Genomic DNA, 19,942 nt, shown 5'->3' on the forward strand with positions numbered 1-19,942 from the left:
AATCCTACGTTCGCTCAAACGAAAAATTCCACAGCCTCATCGTACCTTGGTCCACGGGTTAACTGAGGCGTTTTGAATGCCTCAGTTGGAGACTTATCTCGCGATTTCTGAGGTACGAAAGATGGAACACCAACACTATCCAAACTGGCTCATTCACCTGCTCGTGGCATCGGTTCTGGCCGGATGCTCGGGGGGTACCCCGCCTGGATCGGACAACAAACCTAGACCTGATTCCAACCCAGTTCCCGATCCCGACCCAGAAACGTTCACCCTAAGTGGAACCATCACCGGGTTGGTGAACGAATCACTGAAATTGAGCAACAACGGTACCGAAACATTGCCCGTGGCCGGTGTGCAATTCGTTTTCCAGACACCGCTGGAAGACGGCGATGTTTACAACATCGCCATTGCCCAACAACCGGACGACCAGCTGTGCCAGGTGATCAATGGCAGCGGCACCATCTCTAGCACCCAGATCGACAACATTGAAGTGCACTGCAGTAGTTGGCGGCCAGAAATAGAGACTGTGAGTAATGTGGAATTTCCTCTGAGTGACATTGCCGAACCCCAACTCACCATGAACAATAAAGGCCATGCCATTGCAGCCTGGCAAGTTAAGAACGACCAGGGAACAATCGACAACCACGACTCCATCTGGGTTAACCAATTCCAACTCAAGTCGGGTTGGGAAACGGTCCGCCGCCTCAGCCAGAACGGCCCGACAGGAGATGCAGTGGGTCATGCCAATTTCCCGGCCATTGGCATAGATGGCTACGGCAACGGCCTGGCCGTCTGGCGACAAGAACAATCCGATGGCAGCGCTGCTATTCGCGTCGATGCTGCCCATTTTTCCGGTTCGGATCGCCAGTGGCACCCTGACGCCCCCATCAGTGATCTACAATATAACGCTTATGATTTAGCGCTTGCGATGAATGCAGCAGGCCAGGCTATGGCGGCATGGCGACAAGCTTCTTTGGTTAGCCGGGATGCTTTGGTTAGCCGGGAGTATTTATCTAAAATGGCTGGTGAGTGTGTCGTTGGCGAAGAGGGGTGCAATAACTCAGGGTGGGCAGAAAGCGACTCTGTAGAAATTAATAGTCGTCTGAGAAATATGAAATTAGCGATGGATTCAACCGGCAACGTACTTGCCGTATGGCAGAATGCTGATGTTGCTGACCGGATCCAGATTCATGCTAATCAATTCTCTGCAAACTCCAAAGAATGGCAAACTGAAATCGTTCTGGATGAGGGTGTGTATACCAACGTTGAATATAGTGGGTATGCACATACTATCGGGCACCCCCAAGTAGCCATCAATACCCATGGTCAGGCCGTTGCAGTATGGGAAATGCCAGAGGCCGACCCTGATACCGGCCGCGTTACCATCAATATTAAAGCCAGCCTTTTTGCCGACGGCGCATGGAGCGAACCACAACGTTTGGAAACCGATAACCGTGGCCACGCGGAGCGCCCTCAGGTTGGCCTGGATGACAGCGGACAAGCGTACGCGGTTTGGCAACAATTCGACGGCAGCCGTACCGATATTTGGCTAAGTCAATACTCACCGGACACTCAAGAATGGGCGGAGCCTATTAAATTAGAATTGGACGACTCATCAACTTATGCTTCATCCCCACAACTAGCGGTGCAAAGCAATGGCGACGCCATCGCTATTTGGCAGTCCAATACCGGTATTTGGACCAGCGTCTATTCACCAAGGGGTGGCTGCTGGTGTCATTCAACCTTGATAGAGAATAACTCGGTAAGTTCTCCCACCATTGCCATGGATGACAACGGTCACGCGTTAGCAATTTGGGTACAGATATCTGATGGAGTCCGTAGTCTGCAATCTCTTCAATTCCACTGACGGGAACAAGGTGTCACTCAATCGGATCTGAATTTTCCAACAAAAAAAGGGCCGCAACTGCGGCCCTTTCTCTTGCTTACCCACCAATTATTTCAACGGGCTGCGACCCTTGCTGGCGGCGATGCGCATGCGCAAGGCGTTCAGTTTGATGAAGCCTTCGGCGTCTTTTTGATTGTAGGCACCGGCGTCGTCTTCGAAGGTGGCGATGCTGGCATCGAACAGGCTGTCGTCGGACTGTCGGCCAGCAATGCTGACGTTGCCTTTGTACAGTTTGACGCGCACCTTGCCGTTCACGTTTTCCTGAGAGGCGTCGATCATTTCCTGCAACATGCGACGCTCCGGGCTCCACCAGTAGCCGTTGTAAATCACTTCGGCGTACTTGGGCATCAGTTCGTCTTTCAGGTGCGCGACTTCGCGGTCGAGCGTGATCGATTCAATCGCCCGGTGGGCCTTGAGCATGATGGTGCCCCCCGGCGTTTCGTAACAGCCGCGTGACTTCATGCCGACGTAGCGGTTTTCCACGATGTCGAGGCGGCCAACGCCGTTGTCACCACCCACCTTGTTCAGGTACGCCAGCACTTCGGCCGGGCTCATGGCGTTGCCGTCGATGGCAACGATGTCGCCTTTTTTATAGGTCAGTTCCAGATAGGTCGGCGCATCGGGCGCGGCTTCCGGGCTGACGGACCAACGCCACATGTCTTCTTCGGCTTCGGCCCAGGGGTCTTCCAAAATGCCGCCTTCGTAGGAGATGTGCAGCAGGTTGGCGTCCATCGAATACGGGGATTTTTTGCCTTTCTTGTTGAAGTCGACCGGGATCGAATGTTCTTCGCAATAGGCCATCAGTTTTTCGCGCGAGGTCAGGTTCCATTCGCGCCACGGAGCGATGACTTTCACGCCCGGTTTCAATGCGTAGGCACCCAGTTCGAAACGCACCTGGTCGTTGCCTTTGCCGGTGGCGCCGTGGGCGATGGCATCGGCGCCGGTTTCGTTGGCGATTTCGATCAGGCGTTTGGCGATCAACGGGCGGGCAATGGAGGTGCCCAGCAGGTATTCGCCTTCGTAGATGGTGTTGGCGCGGAACATGGGGAAGACGAAATCGCGCACGAATTCTTCACGCAGATCGTCGATGTAGATTTCTTTGATGCCCAACGCTTGCGCTTTGGCTCGCGCCGGTTCGACTTCTTCACCCTGGCCGATATCGGCCGTGAAGGTGACGACCTCGCAGTGGTAGGTTTCCTGAATCCATTTGGCGATGACAGAGGTGTCGAGGCCACCGGAGTAGGCCAGAACGACCTTCTTGATATCGGACATGATTGCTCCCAGGGCTTAGAGGCGAAAGAAACGGGCGGCCATTTTACGGTTTAGACCCGCTTCTCTCCAGTGCATTCACCGCAAGAGTGTGGTGTGGGTGTGATGGTCCGGCTCAGTCGTCTTCTTCGACCGGCGACTCCATCTCCATGTCCAATTCTTTGATCTTGCGGGTCAGTGTATTGCGGCCCCAGCCGAGCAGTTCGGCGGCGTCACGACGGCGACCGGCGGTATGCTTGAGCGCGGTCTCGATCATGATGCGTTCGAAGCTGGGCACGGCGTTGTCGAGCAAACGGCGTTCGCCGCGTGCCAGTTCCCGGTCGGCCCAGTTGCGCAATGCCTGTTCCCAGTTTTCGCTGGCCACCGGTGCCTGGGTTTCGTCGAGCAGTTCCGGCGGTAAATCCGACACCAGCACTTCACGGCCGGATGCCATGACGGTGATCCAGCGGCAGGTGTTTTCCAACTGACGGACGTTGCCGGGCCAGTCGAGTCGGCTCAAATAAGTTTCGGTTTCCGGGCGCAGCGATTTCGGCTCCACGCCCAATTCTTCGGCGGCTTTGTGCAGGAAGAATTCGAGCAGGCGCGGAATGTCTTCGCGGCGGTCGGCCAGGCGCGGCAAATGAATGCGGATGACATTCAAGCGGTGAAACAAGTCTTCGCGGAAGCGGCCTTCCTTCACCAGCAGTTCTAGGTTCTGGTGTGTGGCGGCGATGATGCGCACGTCCACTTTCACGGCGGTGTGACCGCCAACCCGATAGAATTCGCCATCGGCCAGTACGCGCAACAAACGCGTTTGGGTTTCCGCCGGCATATCGCCAATTTCATCGAGGAACAGCGTGCCGCCGTCGGCCTGTTCAAAGCGGCCGCGACGCTGGCCCTGCGCGCCGGTGAAGGCGCCTTTTTCATGGCCGAACAGTTCCGATTCCATTAAATCGCGCGGAATGGCGGCCATGTTCAACGCAATAAACGGGTTGTCACGACGCGGGCTGTGGCGGTGCAGCGCGTGCGCCACCAGTTCTTTACCAGTACCGGATTCGCCATTGATCAATACCGTGATGTTCGATTGCGACAACCGACCGATGGCGCGAAACACTTCCTGCATGGCCGGCGCTTCACCGATGATTTCGGTGTTGCCGAGCGCCGGTGCCGGGTCGGCTGAGGCCTGTTTCTGGCGCGTGTGTTCGATGGCGCGTTCGACCAGTGAGACGGCTTCTTCAACGTCGAACGGCTTGGGCAAATATTCAAAGGCACCGCCCTGGAACGACGCCACGGCGCTGTCCAGATCGGAATGGGCGGTCATGATGATGACCGGCACCTGGGGGTGGTGGTCGTGAATGCGGCTGAGCAATTCCAGGCCGTCGATGCCTTCCATGCGTACATCGCTAATGATGGCATCGGGCGGGTCTTGATCGATCTTGCGCAGCAGGGCTTCGCCGGTTTCAAAACTGCGGCTGTCGATACCCTGTTTCTCGAAGGCTCGCTCCAGTACCCAGCGGATCGACCGATCATCGTCGACGATCCAGACGCGATTAAGACTGCTCATTGAGCCCCTCCAAAGGTAGATAAACGCTGAACCGTGTCGAGCCGGGCACCGAATCGCACTCGATCACGCCTGCGTGGTAGTTAACAATCTGCTGGGCAATGGACAGACCCAGACCAGTTCCCGATGGCCGCCCAGAAATCATCGGGTAAAAAATCTTCTCCAACATTTCCGGCGGAATGCCAGGGCCGTTGTCGAGCACATCCAACCGAACCACCAACCGATAGCGATGCTGCCGGATGGTGAACTGACGCACTGTGCGAGTGCGCAGCGTGATGCGCGGTGCACTGATGCCGTTCTCCAGCAACGCCTGGGCTGCGTTGCGGGCAATGTTCAGTACCGCCTGAATCAGTTGCGCCTCGTCCGCTTCCATATCTGGAATGCTGGGGTCGTAGTCGCGCACCAGTTCGATCCGGTCGCCGCTTTCGACGTTCAGCAGCGAATAGACGCGTTCGGCAATCTGGTGAATGTTGACCGGCGCTTTCTTCGGCGCGTGATGGCTGCCCAACATCCGGTCCACCAGATTGCGCAGGCGATCAGCCTCTTCGATGATCACCTGGGTGTATTCCTGCAAAGAAGCGTCGGGCAGTTCGCTGGCCAACAACTGGGCCGCGCCGCGAATGCCGCCCAAGGGATTTTTGATTTCATGCGCCACACCACGCACCAGATGGCGCGTGGTTTCGGTCTGTTCGATCAATCCCTCATCGCGACTGATGCGCAAGGCGCGATCAGCCGGCAGCATTTCAACGATCAGATGCAACTGCTCGTCTTCCATATAGGGCGTGACCATAAAATCGAGCGTCATCGCCTCACGGTGCACCAGTTGCCACTGGGCCGAGCGCACCGACAATGTGGTGCCTTCATCCATCGCCGACAGCAACACTTCGCGTATTTCTGTCGGGTTCACAAACAAGGAGTAAAACGGTTGGCCGAGCACTTGCTTGCCCGACCGGATCAGCAGCAGCTCCGCAGACGGGTTTACGTGTTCGACAATCAGTTTGTCGTCCAGTTGGATGACAGCGGTAAACTGGTGGTCCACCAACTGGCGAAAAAAATCGGTGTCTGGCACAAAACAATTCCTGTGGATCCAAGTGCGCTCGCGAGCCGCAGCCAGCACTACGCAAGAAGCAGGCCATAGAATGCAGGGCTTTGATGCACGATTTCGGGGCTTCGACGAATTATAGCGCACCAATAGTGCACTTATCGGCAAAAACACGAATCAAAATGGTGCACTTCGAGTGGTTTCAACTGAGAACTGCTCGATGTTCGCGCTCCTGGGGAGCCCCCAGGCTTTGGTTTATACTCGAACATCACTCAGCGGACGGTATGCCAGATGGACCAGACGTACCCGCTCAGGCTGCTGGATAACGCCTGGCAGCTCAGCGCCCGGGGGCAAGGTCAAATCCTGCTATTTGCAGACGCCAATGGTGCCAGCCTGGGTGCCTTGGTGGATCATTTTCATCCCAACCCGACACCGCGCCGCTTCCATTACCAACTCGGCCCCGACGCCGCCTTTTACGGCTATTACCCACTGCTCGACGTGGTGGCCCGGCTGTACAGCGAACGCGGCCCGTCGAACCTGGATCTCTGGTTTGATGAACTCGGCATTTATCCGCCCAATCGCGCCATTTGGCGGCAATTACTGATCGACCACTATCTGCGCCGCCCACCGTTGCTGCTCAAAGATCACGTCATTCAGCAATCGTTGAGCCTGGGCGACGATTTAGCCAGGTTGTTAGCCGCGTTGAGCGCAGACCGGCCCGTGCTGGTGGCGCTCACCAACGGCCATTGGGCCAGCCCGGCGTTGCAGCGCTGGCTGGGCCGACAACGCCCAACCCTGGCCGCCAACCTGATGATTCTGGTCGCCAACGACGCCGACCAGTTACCGCTTGCCGACACCAACGCCCAGGAAGCGCCGCCGGGGCATTCGCTCAGCGAAGCCGGCTGGCTGATCGACTTGCCGCCCACCAACGCGGCCATTCCGGCCTGGCCGCTGCTCGACCCGGTGAAAAGCGAAAGCATCCCAACGCTGATTCAACAGGCGCTGCAAAACCACGCCCTGCTGTGTCACGAAGAAACCCTGACGCTGTGCGACCAGATCAACCAGATGCTGGACGAACGCCAGATCGTTCTGGTCACCGATCATCGCTATGACTTGTTGTTGCTCGAAGCCGAAGCGCTGTTCTACAGCGACCGCTACAACGGCGCCATCACCGCGCTGAACGAGTTGCTGGAACTGGCGCGCCAGGAAGGCGATGCCCTGTGGCAATTCGACGCCTATTTGCGTCTGGCCTGGTGTGGCCTGCACAAATACCGCCTCGGCGATGCCTGGCAGATGATCAAACACGCCCAATCGGCACTGCAAAGCATCGACCGCCAGAACGCCGACTGGCTGATGCGCGAACGCCAATGGCTGTTGTTGCAGGCACTGCTGCACGGCCAGGAACACCGGCGACTGCCCGAAGCCAGCCAGCATCGGTTGGAAGCACTGTTGCCGATGGAGCGCAACGACGACTTCCTCTACGCCTTCCGGCTGGCGCAGGTCAGTTGGGCTGCCAGCCTGAACCCGCGCGAGCAGGACTATTTGCGCAAAGCGCTGATCGGCAGCCTGAAATGGGCGCGTCGGCTGGGCAACAAAGTCGCGGTGATCAAGGTGTTGCAGTCGATCGCGCAACTGCAAACGCGCAACGGCCGCCACGAACGCGCGCTGCGCTGCCTGTATCTGGCGTTGCATTTGAGCGAACCGCTGAATTCGCCCGGCCACGACGTGCCCATTCTCAGCGATCTGGGCTGGTTGCATCTGAACCGCCAGAACCTCACCGCCGCGCGCGATACCTTTCAGGCGGCGCTGCAACGGCTGCAACAATCGACCAACTACCATCAGGTCGCCATCACGCTGAACAACCTGGCCTGGACGTATTTCGTCGGCGGCAATCTGCCCGAGTGCGACCGCCTGCTCGGCACCGCCATTCGCCTGTGCCGCAGTCGCGGCTTCCGCAGCCTGCCCTATCACACGCTCGACGACTTATTGCTGCATCAGGCTTTGTGCCGTTTTCATCAGGGCAACAGCGTGCTGGCGCAGCGTACTTTGCATGAAATCGACCACCGCCATCACAACCTCAGCGCCAAGGGCGAACTGCTGCATTCGTGTCTGTCGCTCTACTTTGCGCGGGCCGAAAACAACACGGCAGCGGTGACGCAACTGAACGACCGGCTCGATGCCCAAGTCAAAAACCACGTCGAAATTCCGGCCTATCTGAAGCGCATCATTGAGCACGCACGCGGCCTGGGTGAAGCGAACCAACCCTGGCTCAGCCTGGGCGGCATTGCGACCAAAACGTTGTCGAGCCGGCCGGTCGATGTCGTGTCGTTGCTGCGTTCGGCGGAACTGGAAGGCGAAGTCGAAAAGCTGCAACAGCGGGTGCGCGACACCCGTTTGCTCTCGCATCTGAGCGCTCAGGCCAACGCCGCCACCGACGCCAAACGGCTGGTACAGACCTTGGTGCGTCAGTTGAGCGCGCATCTGGATTGCGATTATGTTGCCATCGAATTGCGGCCGCAGGCCTATATGTCGTCCATCTTCTACAGCCACGGCCTGGACGATGTAGACGCCGAACGCCTGCACCACACCCTGGCGCTGCACAAACTCACGCGCGGCCGGGTGTTGCTGAATCTGCGCGATCTGAACCTCGACGGGTTTGAATCCGGCGCGCTCTACATCAACTCCATCAGCCTGCCGAAACACGATTTTGGCGATCTGATGTTGATGACGCGTCAGCCGCAGGGGTTTGAAGAATCGGTGCTGCGCACCAGCTCGATGTTGGCGGCGCAACTGGCCGCCGCCATTCAACGGTTAATGCACGAAAAAGAACTGCAATATTTGTCGTCCACCGACATGCTGACCGGCCTGATCAACCGGCAAGCGCTGTACCCGCGTCTGGAAGAAGAACTGGCGCGCACCCGTCGGCATTCGAATTACCGTTTCTGTTTAGCCTTTCTGGATTTAGACAACTTCAAATACCTGAACGACCACTACGGCCACAACCTCGGCGATCAGGTGTTGCAAGGTTTTGCCAAACTGCTCGACGACCACAGCCGCGCTGAAGATTTAGTAGCGCGCCTGGGTGGCGACGAATTCGTCATCCTGTTTCCCGGCCAGGCCAGCGAACAGGTTGAACGGTTTTGCAGCCGCTTGCTGGTGCAATTCAGTACCACCAAAACGGTGCAGCAAACGCTCAAGCGTTTTACCGGCCAGAGTTTGAAATTGCCGAGCGAGCGTCGGCTGGGATGTTCGGTGGGCATTATTGAATTGAACAAAGACACGGTGCCGTCGTCGGTCGATACGCTGTTGAATCAGGCCGACCAGGCCATGTACGTCGCCAAAAGCCAGGGCAAAAACCAAGCCGTGGTGGTGCCGTTCAGCGAACCGGACACCGACCCGGAATGAAGACTGGCTTAGAGCACCTCAACCGGCGCGATAGCGTTCGATAAAGACCCGCGTCGGCGCATTCATCGCCAGCGACACCGGCGCGCTGGTTTGCGCCAACACCAGGTCCAGCATGCGCTGACCAACACCACGCCGCCGCGTCGCCGCCCGCACCGCAAAACCGACGATCTCGCCGCCCGCCAGCAACACCGCGCCCACAATGCGTTCGTTAAAACGCGCCACGTACAGCGTCACCGTCGTCGGATCGGCCAGCCATTGTTGCCAGGCGCGGCAGTACGACGGGCAATCGAGCTGTTCGGCCGCCAGCCGTTCCAGCTCAGCCAAATCGCGTTCATCGGGTGCGTTTAACGCCTGCAACGTGACCGGCATAACGGCCTCCATGGGTGGTTTGGCGCGCAGCATACCGATATACTCAGCGCTCGCAAACCGGGCGTTACAGCCCGGCACCCCTGGGCCCTAACCGAAATTCGAGAGTGTCTTATGAGTCGCCAGGCGACGATCGAACGCAACACCAGCGAGACGCGCATCCGTGTCAGCCTGAATCTGGATGGCACCGGCCAGGCCAACTTCGATACCGGCATGCCGTTCCTCGACCACATGATGGATCAGATTGCCCGTCACGGCCTGATCGATCTGGACATTCTCTGCCAGGGCGACAACCACATCGACGATCACCATTCCGCTGAAGACATTGGCATCACCCTCGGCCAGGCCATGGCTAAAGCCGTAGGCGACAAAAAAGGCATCACCCGTTACGGCCACGCTTATGTACCGTTGGATGAAGCCCTGTCACGCGTGGTGATCGACTTCTCCGGTCGCCCCGGCCTGTTTTACGACGTGCCCTTTACCCGCGCCAGCGTCGGCGGTTTCGATGTCGATCTGTTCCGCGAATTCTTCCAGGGCTTCGTCAACCACGCTCAGGTGTCGCTGCACATCGACAACCTCAAAGGCCAGAACTCGCACCATCAGGTCGAGACCGTCTTCAAGGCGTTTGGCCGCGCATTGCGCATGGCACTGACCGCCGACGAACGCATGGCAGGCGTCACGCCTTCCACCAAGGGCGTGCTGTAATTCCAGTTCGGGCACGCCCATTTCCTGCTCCACTGCACACTGACTGAACGAGGCTATCGTGAGCGCCACTTTGCTGACTGTGATCGACTATGGCATGGGCAACCTGCATTCGGTGGCCAAAGCGCTGGAACACGTCGCACCCGATTCCGTTCATATCGAAGTGACCGACAACCCCGAACGCATCCGCGCCGCCGACCGCATCCTGCTGCCCGGCGTTGGCGCCATTCGCGATTGCATGGGCGAAATCCGCCGTCAGGGCGTGGACCAACTGGTGCGCGAAGCCGTCGATGCCGGCAAACCGCTGCTCGGCGTGTGCGTCGGCATGCAAGCGTTAATGGCGCACAGTCTGGAAAACGACGGCATCGATTGCCTGAATTATTTCGACGGCGAAGTACGCCGCTTCAAAGACGGCCAGACCGACGAACACGGCCTGCCGATGAAAGTGCCACACATGGGTTGGAACAACGTCGAACTGAAAATCGACCACCCGTTGCTGGCCGGCATTCAAAGCGGCGACCGGTTTTATTTCGTGCATTCCTACGCCGCCGACGCGCACCCGGAATACACCGCCGCGACCTGTAATTACGGCACAACCTTCGCCGCCATGATTTATCGCGACAATATTTTTGCAACGCAATTTCACCCGGAAAAAAGTTTTCCGGCGGGCATCAAACTGCTCGACAATTTCGTGCGCTGGAACGGCAAACCCTAAGCGCACTCATTCAATAGAGGAACGCCCGATGCTCATCATTCCCGCCATTGATCTGAAAGACGGCCAATGCGTCCGCCTGCAACAAGGTCGCATGGAAGACGCCACCGTCTTCGGTGCCGACCCGGTGGAAATGGCGTCGCGTTGGGTAGAAGCCGGCTGCCGCCGGTTGCATCTGGTCGATCTCAATGGCGCCTTCGAAGGCAAACCGATTCACGCCGAAGTCGTCGCCGCCATTTCCCGCCGCTATCCGCAATTGCCAATTCAGATTGGCGGCGGTATTCGCACCATCGACAGCATTGAAGCCTACGTAGAAGCCGGCGTGAGCTGGTGCATCATCGGCACCGCCGCAGTGAAAAACCCCGGCTTTGTACGCGAAGCCTGCAACGCCTTTCCCGGCAAAATCATCGTTGGCATCGACGCCAAAGACGGCCTCGTCGCCACCGAAGGCTGGGCCGATGTGAGCACGGTGAAAGCCACCGATTTAGCGCGTGAATTTGCCGACGCCGGCGTTTCCGCCATCGTCTACACCGACATCGCACGCGACGGCATGATGCAGGGCGTCAACCTCGAAGCGACGGTCGAAGTCGCTCAGGCCGGCGGCATTCCGGTCATCGCCAGCGGCGGCGTTACCGACATGAGCGACATCGAACGGCTGTGCACCGTGGCCGATAAAGGCCTGCTCGGCGCCATCACCGGCCGCGCCATTTACGAAGGCAAACTCGACGTGCGCGAAGCTCAAATTTATTGCGATGAAAACACCAAGGTGAACTGAACCATGGGACTAGCGAAGCGGATTATTCCCTGCCTGGATGTCGACGCCGGCCGCGTCGTCAAAGGCGTTAATTTCGTCAACATCCGCGACGCCGGCGACCCGGTGGAAGTCGCCAAGCGCTACAACGACCAGGGTGCCGACGAAATCACCATGCTCGACATCACCGCCACCCACGAAGGCCGCGACACCATGGTCGATACCGTCAGCGCCATCGCCGGCCAGGTGTTTATTCCGCTCACCGTCGGCGGCGGCATTCGCACACTGGAAGACATTCGCACCATGCTCAACGCCGGCGCCGATAAAGTCTCGATCAACAGCGCCGCCATCAAAAACCCCGACTTCGTGCGCGAAGCCTCGCTGAAATTCGGCGCGCAATGCATCGTCGTCGCGATTGACGCCAAACGCGTCGGCGACCACTGGGAAATCTTCACCCACGGCGGCCGCAACGCCACCGGCATCGACGCCGTTGAATGGGCGAAGAAAATGGACGACTACGGCGCCGGCGAAATCCTGCTCACCTCAATGGACCGCGACGGCGTAAAAACAGGCTTCGATATTGAACTCACCCGCGCCGTCGCCGATGCCGTGCGCGTACCCGTCATCGCCAGCGGCGGTGTCGGCAACCTGCAACATTTGGCCGACGGCGTTTTGGAAGGCCACGCCGACGCGGTACTGGCGGCGAGTATTTTCCACTTTGGCGAATACAGCATCGGCGAAGCCAAAGCGGTCATGCAGGAAAATGGGATTGAGATGCGGGTGTAGCTGCACAGCTCAGTCAGCGGGTAAATTGACAATTCCCGCAACAGCCCTTATGCATAAGGCCTCAGCGACAACCGACACCCAAGGTTAGCCAAAATGCAAACCGCCGCCGACCCAATACCACCCGCCACACTGCCCTTCCTGGAAGCCGTATGCTGGGACTTGAGCGATGTACGCAGGCTAACCCTGGATGAAATGCTCAACCGCTACGAACGCGGCTGGGAATACCGTGGCGTACTGACCGACCTGACCGAACCCGAACGAACCTTTGTACGCCAACTCGCCATCGCCAAAGGCTCCTGGATTCAGGCCGATGTTTAACCATCAACATCACCAACGCATTCACCACATTCTCAATGCCTTAAACCCGCAACCTTTTATTAACGCGGGCGCCTGTTTTGGCGGCGGCACACTGATCGCACTGCTGTACAACGAATACCGCTGGAGCAAAGACATCGACTTTATTTGCCCGCTCGGGCCGGGTTACAGCCAGTTGCGACAGGCCGTTTTCGACAACAGCGGTAAAGCAGGATTCTTATTTAAAAATACTGCCGACATCGAACTGCCCCGCGACATCACCGCCAACCAATACGGCATCCGCTTTCCGGTAAAGACGCAGGGCACCGTCATAAAATTCGAAATCGTCGCTGAAGCGCGCATCACATTAGGAACGCCAGACCACCTGAGTTGGACCCGCATTCCCTGCCTGAATAGCACCGACCGTTTCGCCGAAAAACTGCTCGCCAATGCCGACCGCTGGGCAGATGAAAGCATCGAATCCAGAGACCTGATCGACCTCGGCATGCTGCGCCTGCACCAGGCAAACTACCAAGAGGCCATTCAAAAAGCCGAGCAGGCCTACCCAGTCGTAGCGCCACTAAAGCGCGCCCTTGAGAAGTTTTCAGGCTCAGAAAAATACCGCGAGAAATGTTTTGCTGCGCTGGAAATTAAAACGCCCGAAAAAGTACTGGAAGGCTTAACGTTATTGCAGTCCGACCTGAATTAACACGACGACTAAACCAACCCCGCCCAATGCAGCCAATACACACTCTGAAACTGTCATTTAGAATCGGTACCGTTATTTCATCGACACCGTGAAGGATCGCTGCGTCAAAAAACAAAAACTCACCAAGGGAATACGCCATGGCATTAGAACAAACCCGCAATCGCGATTGGTCACTGGTGATCTTGCGCGTCTCGCAAACCACCGCGCAAATCTGGGTCGGCACTTTGGACCCGGACATGCAAAAACCCGAGTTAGCTCACGTAGAACTGACCGGCACCAACGGCCAACACCTCAGCAAAGACATCACACGGAGAGATTGGCAACGTCCGTTCCGATACATCCAAAAACGCTTCTATCGTGTTATCGAATTCGACGGCCTCGAACCCGGCGTGCAATACAAGGTTCAGTTCTATCGGCAACCGCCGGCCATTTACCGCGAGCACATTGAAAAACAATTACTGAAATCGGGTGAATTCAAAACGCTGCCCGACGCTTTGCCGACCGACAGCAACCACCCGTTCACCGTCGCTTTTGGCAGTTGTTTCTACGACGAACGTGATGGCGGCCAGGCCGCCGGTTCATACCGGGCACTCTACACACGCGGACCATCAAACATTCGGCCCGACATCAGTTTCCACACTGGCGATCAGGTGTATCTGGATGTCGGTTTCGATTCGCTCTCGCTCATCACCAGCGAAATCCGCAACCGCATCGCCGGCGACTACCACCGACACTGGACACTGCTCAGCGACTTCTTCACCCACGGTGGCACCTGGATGCTGGCAGACGACCACGAATACTGGAACGACTATCCGTTCTACGACACCTTCAACCCCTACCTGCTCGCCATCCGCCTCGGCAGCGTTCGCAACGCCTGGCAAAAAGCCGCCATCGACGGCGTGCAAAACGTCCAACAAAGCCGACGCATCGAAACCTTCAACGTCGGCGAATTGTCATTCTGTTTGGCTGATGTACGCACCGAACGCAATAAAGACGGTTTCCTATCGGAAGCGTCCTTTAAAAAACTCGACCAATGGGCACGCAACCTCACCGGCCCCGGCGTACTGGTAATGTCGCAACCGCTCATCGTAAAACCCAGCAGCACTCGCAACTTGCTAAGCTACCCCAAGCAATACGCTGCCCTGTTGGGCGCCTTAGGCAGCACCGGCCAGAACATCGTATTGCTGTGTGGCGATGCGCATTTCGGCCGCATCGCAACCACAACCCTGGGACCGAAAAAAGGCAAACTGATCGAACTGATTGCATCACCACTGTCGAACCTGACCTCACTCACCAGCCTCGCCAACGAAGTACCCGACACCGAACCCGGCCAGTTTCCACACCCTTCCATTCCACTGAACTGGCAACCCACCAACGTCACCCACAAAAAAGGCTGGGCCGTCAGCACCAAACCCTGGTGGGAACATTCCGCTTACTGGAAAAACCGAACCACCGAACACTTCATGACGGCCAGTTTTAATAAAGAAGCCAATGGCGAGATTAAATTGGTGGTGAATGCGTGGCGGGTTCGGGAACGGGATGGGGAGAATTTGCCGGTTAGGGATTTGGGGGCGGTTGAGTTTTGGTTGTAGTAAATAAAAGGAAACATACTCAGACCGGCATCGTTCCTGAATTAAATTTTAGCTGCGATGCCAACGCCCCGTCGTAGAGAAAATATATAAATTTATCACCGAGCAACTATCGTTAATTTTAGCCATGCTTTCTTAAAAAGGCTGCCCACTTTTTGAGCTCGCAGTGTCCTTTTGTCACAGCTCAGAAATCAACTCAGCAGTAGATTCCATCCGTTGCTTTTGAACACTGATAATAAGGTTCGAATTTGAATCCAGACCAAGACTTACCGCATTGATGATCTCCATACAGATTTTCCCCGATGGTGGGAAACCCTGATCTTCGACCCACTGGTCGACTTCAGCTTGGCTCAAGTTAATGATTTTGTAATCAGCGACCACTGTTTCCATACGGGGCGCGTTATAAGTCATGACATAGCAGGATGTTTGTAATAACCGAACTTCATACTGAACTTCAGTCAGCATTTGGGTACTGAGCAATACTTGGTCGTTCAGATCGCTAAAATAAGAGCTGTAATACTCACTCTCGAAATTACCTCCCTGTACCCACTCAATTTCTTGAGCGAGTAAGTCATCTTGAAACACCGAGCGGTAATAACTGATTAAATCCTGCTTCGCCTGGGTTCCATTACTAAAGTCGAGACTCCAGAAAAATTCGTCTTGATCCAACCACTTTTGAATGCTTCCGGGAAGATCATCTGCCCACGCAAAAACGGGCAGCAGTGCACCAAGAAATAGCGTAATTCTCTGATCAAACATGGAGTTCTCCCTATAAACCTTAGCTCTTGGTGGACAACGTTTTATTAAACGCTAACACCCAGTCAGCCGGCGCTCTTAATACCTCGGTATCGCATCAATATCCGGCTCTACAAAGGCATGACGTGCTGCATCGGAAAACAACAGGTCGGCAGAGTAGTGCGTGAGCATGATGTGGGTGTCGAGCATTTGTGGGTAGCGGTCGATTAAGTCGTCGGCCGATCCCGCGGTGCCGGCCTGGTTCATGAAGTGGTGGACGGCGAGTATCCAGGCTTGGGTGAGGGTTTGGTGGAATTTGGCGGGGTCTACGCCGTTGCGGATCAGGAATTGGTTTAGGGTGTGGCGCATTTTGTCGGTCGCGCCATCGGTGTCGGCTTCGCACAAGTAGACGTAGGCCAGGCGCAAGTGGGCGCGGTGGTTGAAGTCGGCAGCGGGGAATTCGCCGTTTTCCATGCGTTGTTTGAATGCCTGATCGTCTTTGCTGGTGGTGAATGTCATGGCAGTTACCTTCCTCTGTTAGGTGAGTTTTCCTGCATGAGCCTGGGCTTCCTGCAAGTTCTCACTTTTTCCTGGCGCGCTCAACGAGCCGAACCCTTTGAACGGGGTTTGGTACTTTTTTGCGCGCATAAAAAAAGCGCCGGACGAGCCGGCGCTTTTGCGAAGCCGCGATTATGCCACTTACGGGTCTGAATAGCGACCTAAAACAGGATTACGACAAGGTCGCTAATTTCGCCAGCAAATTGCGCTGGCCTTTGCGTGCCCGCTTGCCCATTACCGAGCGCAACAGCGGTGCCAGCAGTCGGAGTGTCCAACGGGTGTTGCGGCTGTAAAACGTCCATTCGATTTTGGTGCGGCCGCTGGGCGCTTGGGACAGTTGAATTTCCATGCGCGGTTGAATGCCATCGAGGTTGCCTTCGGTGGCGAAAAATTGAGTCGGGCGGTAATCAACCACGGTGACGGCCACCGGCTGAATGCCCTTGCCCGGCACTTTTACGTCTTCGAGCCAGATTTTGCCCAGGCCGATGTCGCCGGGTTCCTGTTCGACAATGCGGATGACTTCGGGAAACCAATCACCGAAGTTCGTCATGTCGGACAAGTAAAGAAAGCTCGGCTCAATGGCCGTTTCGGTTACCAGGGTAAAGCTTGCCAGTTTGATCACGGGTACCTGCCTCTGTGCAGATGCAATGATGGGGAAATTGCCAGATGGGGATAACATAGAGCGCCCACAACCCTGACTAATGGCACTAAACAGCTACCGCACTGCTACGTTTTGCCCATACCACCAAAACCAACGCCAGAGCGGCGCAGACGAAGAAACCCATCGCCAACGAATAGAGCGTTTGATCGTAGAAGCGGCCGACCAGTAACGCCACACCCACCGACACCAGGCTCGACAGTGAAGCGATCACCGACGCGCCCAAACCCGCCACGCGGCCAAGCCATTCCATTGCCAGGGCGTTGATGTTGCCGAACAACAAACCGACGCAGAAAAACAAACCGAAGCCGAGCGCTAAAAACACCGCCAACGGTGTGTGGCCGCCGCCAAGCCAGGACAACACCAACAGCAAAAACGACAACAGCAACATGCCGCTCAACGCCGTGATGCTTTGCCGATGCATGCCGAGTTTCATCACCAGGCGGCCGTTAGTAAAGGCAGCCAAACCAATGCCCGAGGCGAGCAAGGCAAAGTACAACGCGAATTTGGCGCCAGCCTGATAGATGTCGTCAAAAATCGCTTGGGCGGTGCTGAGGTAAGTTACCTGACAACCGAAAATCAGCCCGGCGGTCAGCGTATACGCCATCACTTTTTTGTGGCGCACAATCAAGCCGCTGTTCGTTGCCAACTGACGAAACGACAACGGAATGCGTCGCTCCGCGCTCAACGTTTCCGGCTGGCGCAACAACAGCCAGGTAGCACCGATCAACGCCAAGACGGCGTAGGAAATAAAGATGGCGCGCCAGTCGCCCAGCGCCAGCACCAGTTGGCCGAACGCCGGTGCGACCATCGGCACCAGAATCACCAACATGACGACGAAGGAAAAAATGCGCGCCATGGCGTCGCCGGAAAACTGGTCGCGAATGAGCGCGCGGGTGCCAATTTTCGGCCCGCCCAAACCGATGCCTTGAATGACTCGCCCGGCCAATAACATCGGCAACGAAGTCGATAACAAGGCGATTAATGTACCGGCCAAAAACAGGCCGAGCCCGATCAGGATGGCAGGTTTTCGGCCGATGGCGTCGGCCACCGGGCCGAACGACAATTCGCCAAACGCCATGCCCAACACCAGCATCGACACCACCAATTGGGTGTCGGTGGTGGTGACGGAAAATTCGCGTTCAATGGCATAGAGCGAAGGCAAAATGGCGTCGAGTGATAACGCCGTCAAACAGGTCAGTAAGGCAAAGCCGGCGACCAACTCGGGCAGGCTGCGTTGGGGCGCGGCGGGTAAGGCGATGTCGGACATGGAATTCTCGCGACAACAATAACGACGAAGCGACGAGACTAGCGCAGCGCGTCGCTGAGGCAAAAGTTTTTGACATCGCCGCCAGCGTCCCGGATTATTTTTTGACTAATAAATTTAATAACAACGGTTACAACCAGCGGCACGTTTCCCCCGCTCAGCCGCCCGTTCTCAAGGTGATTTATGTATCTCGGACTCGATCTCGGAACTTCCGGCCTGAAGGCCATTTTATTGAACGACGCCGGCCAGTTGGTGGCGCAGGCAACCGCACCGCTGACCGTCAGTCAGCCGCACCCCGGTTGGTCGGAACAGGCACCGGAAGATTGGTGGCAGGCGTTGATCGAGGCTTGCGCCTTGCTCGCCAAAGAACAGGATTTGAGCGCCGTGCGCACCGTAGGTTTATCGGGCCAGATGCACGGCGCCACCTTGCTGGATGCCGCCGGCGATGTGATTCGCCCGTGCATGTTGTGGAACGACGGCCGCAGCGCCGAGCAATGCAAAACGCTGGAGCAACGCCTGCCTGATTTCCGCGAGCGTTCCGGCAACCTGGCGATGCCGGGTTTCACCGCACCGAAAGTTTTGTGGGTCGCAGAGAACGAACCCGACGCCTTTAAACGTCTCGATAAAGTTCTGCTGCCGAAAGACTATCTGCGTTTTCGTCTGACCGGCGAATTCGCCTCCGATATGTCCGACGCCGCTGGCACGTCCTGGCTGAACCCGGCCGAGCGCCGCTGGGACGACCAACTGCTGTCTGCCACCGGCCTCACTCAGGCGCACATGCCGAAACTGTACGAAGGCCCGGATGTGACTGGCGTGGTCAGCGCCGCCGCCAGCGCTGCGACCGGCATGCCACAAGTGCCGGTGGTCGCCGGTGCCAGCGATAACGCCGGCGGCGCCCTGGGCGTCGGTTTGATCGAACCGGGCCAGTCGATGCTGAGTCTGGGTACGTCTGGCGTGGTGTTCACCGTGTCCGACGGCCACCGCGCTGCGCCTGAGCAAACCGTGCACGCTTTCTGCCACGCCCTGCCCGGCCGTTGGCACCAGATGAGTGTGAACCTGTGTGCGGCCGAATGTCTGGCCTGGCTTAGCCGCATTACCGGCCGTTCGGTGGGCGACTTGATTGCGGCGGTCGAAGCTTCCGGCCGCACCGAAACCTCACTCACTTTCCTGCCGTATCTGAGCGGCGAACGCACACCGCATAACGACCCGGGTGCGCGCGGTCAGTTCCTCGGTTTGTCGGTGAATACCGATGCCGTCGATTTAACGCTGGCGGTGCTCGAAGGCGTAACGTTCGCGCAGGTCGATGGCTTGCACGCGCTGCACGCGGCGGGCGTAAAACCGGCGGACATGAATTTGATCGGTGGCGGCAGCCGCTCGGTGTTCTGGCGACAGTTGCTGGCCGATGCGCTGAAAATTCCGACGCACGCGCGCGATGGCGGCGATGTCGGCCCGGCGCTCGGGGCGGCACGTCTGGCACAACTGGCCGACAGCAAGGCCGACTGGGGCACCGTGTTCACCCAGCCGAAACTGGTCGAAACGCGCCAGCCGAACGCCCAACGCGCTAGCTATCTCGACGCCCAACTGGCGCGCTACCGCAAGCTGTATCAGGTCACCCGGCCGCTGCTCGGCTGAGGCTTTTCTACCATTGCGCCA

18 protein-coding genes are annotated in these 19,942 nt (G+C 57.3%); 10 read left to right on the top strand and 8 right to left on the bottom strand.

The annotated features are described in order from the left end of the window. Positions 1 to 121: 121 nt before the first annotated feature. Positions 122 to 1,867 carry a hypothetical protein gene (locus DW349_RS13030; RefSeq protein WP_157954294.1) on the top strand — a complete coding sequence of 582 codons (1,746 nt, stop codon included), beginning with the start codon at positions 122 to 124 and terminating at the stop codon, positions 1,865 to 1,867. An 87-nt stretch (positions 1,868 to 1,954) separates the two neighbouring features. On the opposite strand, the gene DW349_RS13035 is transcribed toward DW349_RS13030, so the two are convergent. The 3 genes from DW349_RS13035 to glnL all read right to left on the bottom strand — a co-directional run bounded on the left by DW349_RS13035 (position 1,955) and on the right by glnL (position 5,784). Continuing rightward, positions 1,955 to 3,178 (bottom strand): argininosuccinate synthase, encoded by a 1,224-nt coding sequence (locus tag DW349_RS13035; protein ID WP_108124901.1) that lies wholly within the window; start codon positions 3,176 to 3,178, stop codon positions 1,955 to 1,957. A 112-nt stretch (positions 3,179 to 3,290) separates the two neighbouring features. Next, the gene (gene ntrC / locus DW349_RS13040) at positions 3,291 to 4,718 is read right to left on the bottom strand and encodes a nitrogen regulation protein NR(I) (RefSeq protein WP_108124900.1); all 1,428 of its coding nucleotides are present in this window, start codon (positions 4,716 to 4,718) and stop codon (positions 3,291 to 3,293) included. Beyond that, positions 4,705 to 5,784, bottom strand: coding sequence for a nitrogen regulation protein NR(II) (gene glnL / locus DW349_RS13045; RefSeq protein ID WP_108124899.1), 1,080 nt, complete (start codon positions 5,782 to 5,784; stop codon positions 4,705 to 4,707). The genes ntrC and glnL overlap by 14 nt, the downstream gene beginning before the upstream one ends. Positions 5,785 to 6,048: 264 nt before the next feature. Between glnL and DW349_RS13050 the strand changes: the two genes are divergently transcribed. After that, positions 6,049 to 9,162, top strand: coding sequence for a GGDEF domain-containing protein (locus tag DW349_RS13050; RefSeq protein ID WP_108124898.1), 3,114 nt, complete (start codon positions 6,049 to 6,051; stop codon positions 9,160 to 9,162). Positions 9,163 to 9,180: 18 nt separating this feature from the next. On the opposite strand, the gene DW349_RS13055 is transcribed toward DW349_RS13050, so the two are convergent. Then, entirely contained in the window at positions 9,181 to 9,531 is a 351-nt protein-coding gene (locus DW349_RS13055; protein ID WP_157954293.1) for an acetyl-CoA sensor PanZ family protein, read from the bottom strand. A 111-nt stretch (positions 9,532 to 9,642) separates the two neighbouring features. Here DW349_RS13055 and hisB point away from each other — a divergent pair, with 111 nt between their 5' ends. From hisB to DW349_RS13085, 7 genes are all read left to right on the top strand, one after another. Beyond that, the gene (gene hisB / locus DW349_RS13060) at positions 9,643 to 10,233 is read left to right on the top strand and encodes an imidazoleglycerol-phosphate dehydratase HisB (RefSeq protein ID WP_108124896.1); all 591 of its coding nucleotides are present in this window, start codon (positions 9,643 to 9,645) and stop codon (positions 10,231 to 10,233) included. 94 nt (positions 10,234 to 10,327) lie between these two features. Continuing rightward, positions 10,328 to 10,945 (top strand): imidazole glycerol phosphate synthase subunit HisH, encoded by a 618-nt coding sequence (hisH, locus tag DW349_RS13065; RefSeq protein WP_108125308.1) that lies wholly within the window; start codon positions 10,328 to 10,330, stop codon positions 10,943 to 10,945. 28 nt (positions 10,946 to 10,973) lie between these two features. Further along, on the top strand, positions 10,974 to 11,717 hold the full coding sequence (gene hisA, locus DW349_RS13070; RefSeq protein ID WP_108124895.1) for a 1-(5-phosphoribosyl)-5-[(5-phosphoribosylamino)methylideneamino]imidazole-4-carboxamide isomerase: 744 nt from the start codon (positions 10,974 to 10,976) through the stop codon (positions 11,715 to 11,717). A gap of 3 nt (positions 11,718 to 11,720) precedes the next feature. Further along, complete coding sequence (hisF, locus tag DW349_RS13075; RefSeq protein WP_108124894.1) at positions 11,721 to 12,479, top strand: imidazole glycerol phosphate synthase subunit HisF; 759 nt, start codon at positions 11,721 to 11,723, stop codon at positions 12,477 to 12,479. A 93-nt stretch (positions 12,480 to 12,572) separates the two neighbouring features. Further along, a complete protein-coding gene (locus tag DW349_RS17465; RefSeq protein WP_198650447.1) occupies positions 12,573 to 12,797 on the top strand; it encodes a hypothetical protein in 225 nt (74 codons plus the stop codon). Further along, a complete protein-coding gene (locus DW349_RS13080; RefSeq protein WP_198650446.1) occupies positions 12,790 to 13,482 on the top strand; it encodes a nucleotidyl transferase AbiEii/AbiGii toxin family protein in 693 nt (230 codons plus the stop codon). Before DW349_RS17465 ends, DW349_RS13080 begins: the two co-directional genes overlap by 8 nt. A gap of 137 nt (positions 13,483 to 13,619) precedes the next feature. Then, the gene (locus DW349_RS13085) at positions 13,620 to 15,074 is read left to right on the top strand and encodes a metallophosphoesterase family protein (protein WP_108124893.1); all 1,455 of its coding nucleotides are present in this window, start codon (positions 13,620 to 13,622) and stop codon (positions 15,072 to 15,074) included. Between the two features lie 174 nt (positions 15,075 to 15,248). Here DW349_RS13085 and DW349_RS13090 read toward each other — a convergent pair whose 3' ends face one another. The 4 genes from DW349_RS13090 to DW349_RS13105 form a co-directional block, all read right to left on the bottom strand. Next, positions 15,249 to 15,830, bottom strand: a complete 582-nt coding sequence (locus tag DW349_RS13090) for a hypothetical protein (RefSeq protein WP_108124892.1) — start codon at positions 15,828 to 15,830, stop codon at positions 15,249 to 15,251. Positions 15,831 to 15,905: 75 nt separating this feature from the next. Beyond that, positions 15,906 to 16,325 (bottom strand): hypothetical protein, encoded by a 420-nt coding sequence (locus tag DW349_RS13095; protein WP_108124891.1) that lies wholly within the window; start codon positions 16,323 to 16,325, stop codon positions 15,906 to 15,908. Positions 16,326 to 16,536: 211 nt separating this feature from the next. Then, positions 16,537 to 16,986, bottom strand: coding sequence for an SRPBCC family protein (locus DW349_RS13100; protein WP_157954292.1), 450 nt, complete (start codon positions 16,984 to 16,986; stop codon positions 16,537 to 16,539). An 85-nt stretch (positions 16,987 to 17,071) separates the two neighbouring features. Further along, complete coding sequence (locus tag DW349_RS13105; protein WP_108124889.1) at positions 17,072 to 18,292, bottom strand: multidrug effflux MFS transporter; 1,221 nt, start codon at positions 18,290 to 18,292, stop codon at positions 17,072 to 17,074. Positions 18,293 to 18,472: 180 nt separating this feature from the next. Between DW349_RS13105 and xylB the strand changes: the two genes are divergently transcribed. After that, a complete protein-coding gene (xylB, locus tag DW349_RS13110; protein WP_108124888.1) occupies positions 18,473 to 19,921 on the top strand; it encodes a xylulokinase in 1,449 nt (482 codons plus the stop codon). Positions 19,922 to 19,942: the final 21 nt, after the last annotated feature.

Origin of the sequence: Saccharospirillum mangrovi, from assembly GCF_003367315.1 — a bacterium.
Taxonomy (GTDB): domain Bacteria; phylum Pseudomonadota; class Gammaproteobacteria; order Pseudomonadales; family Natronospirillaceae; genus Saccharospirillum; species Saccharospirillum mangrovi.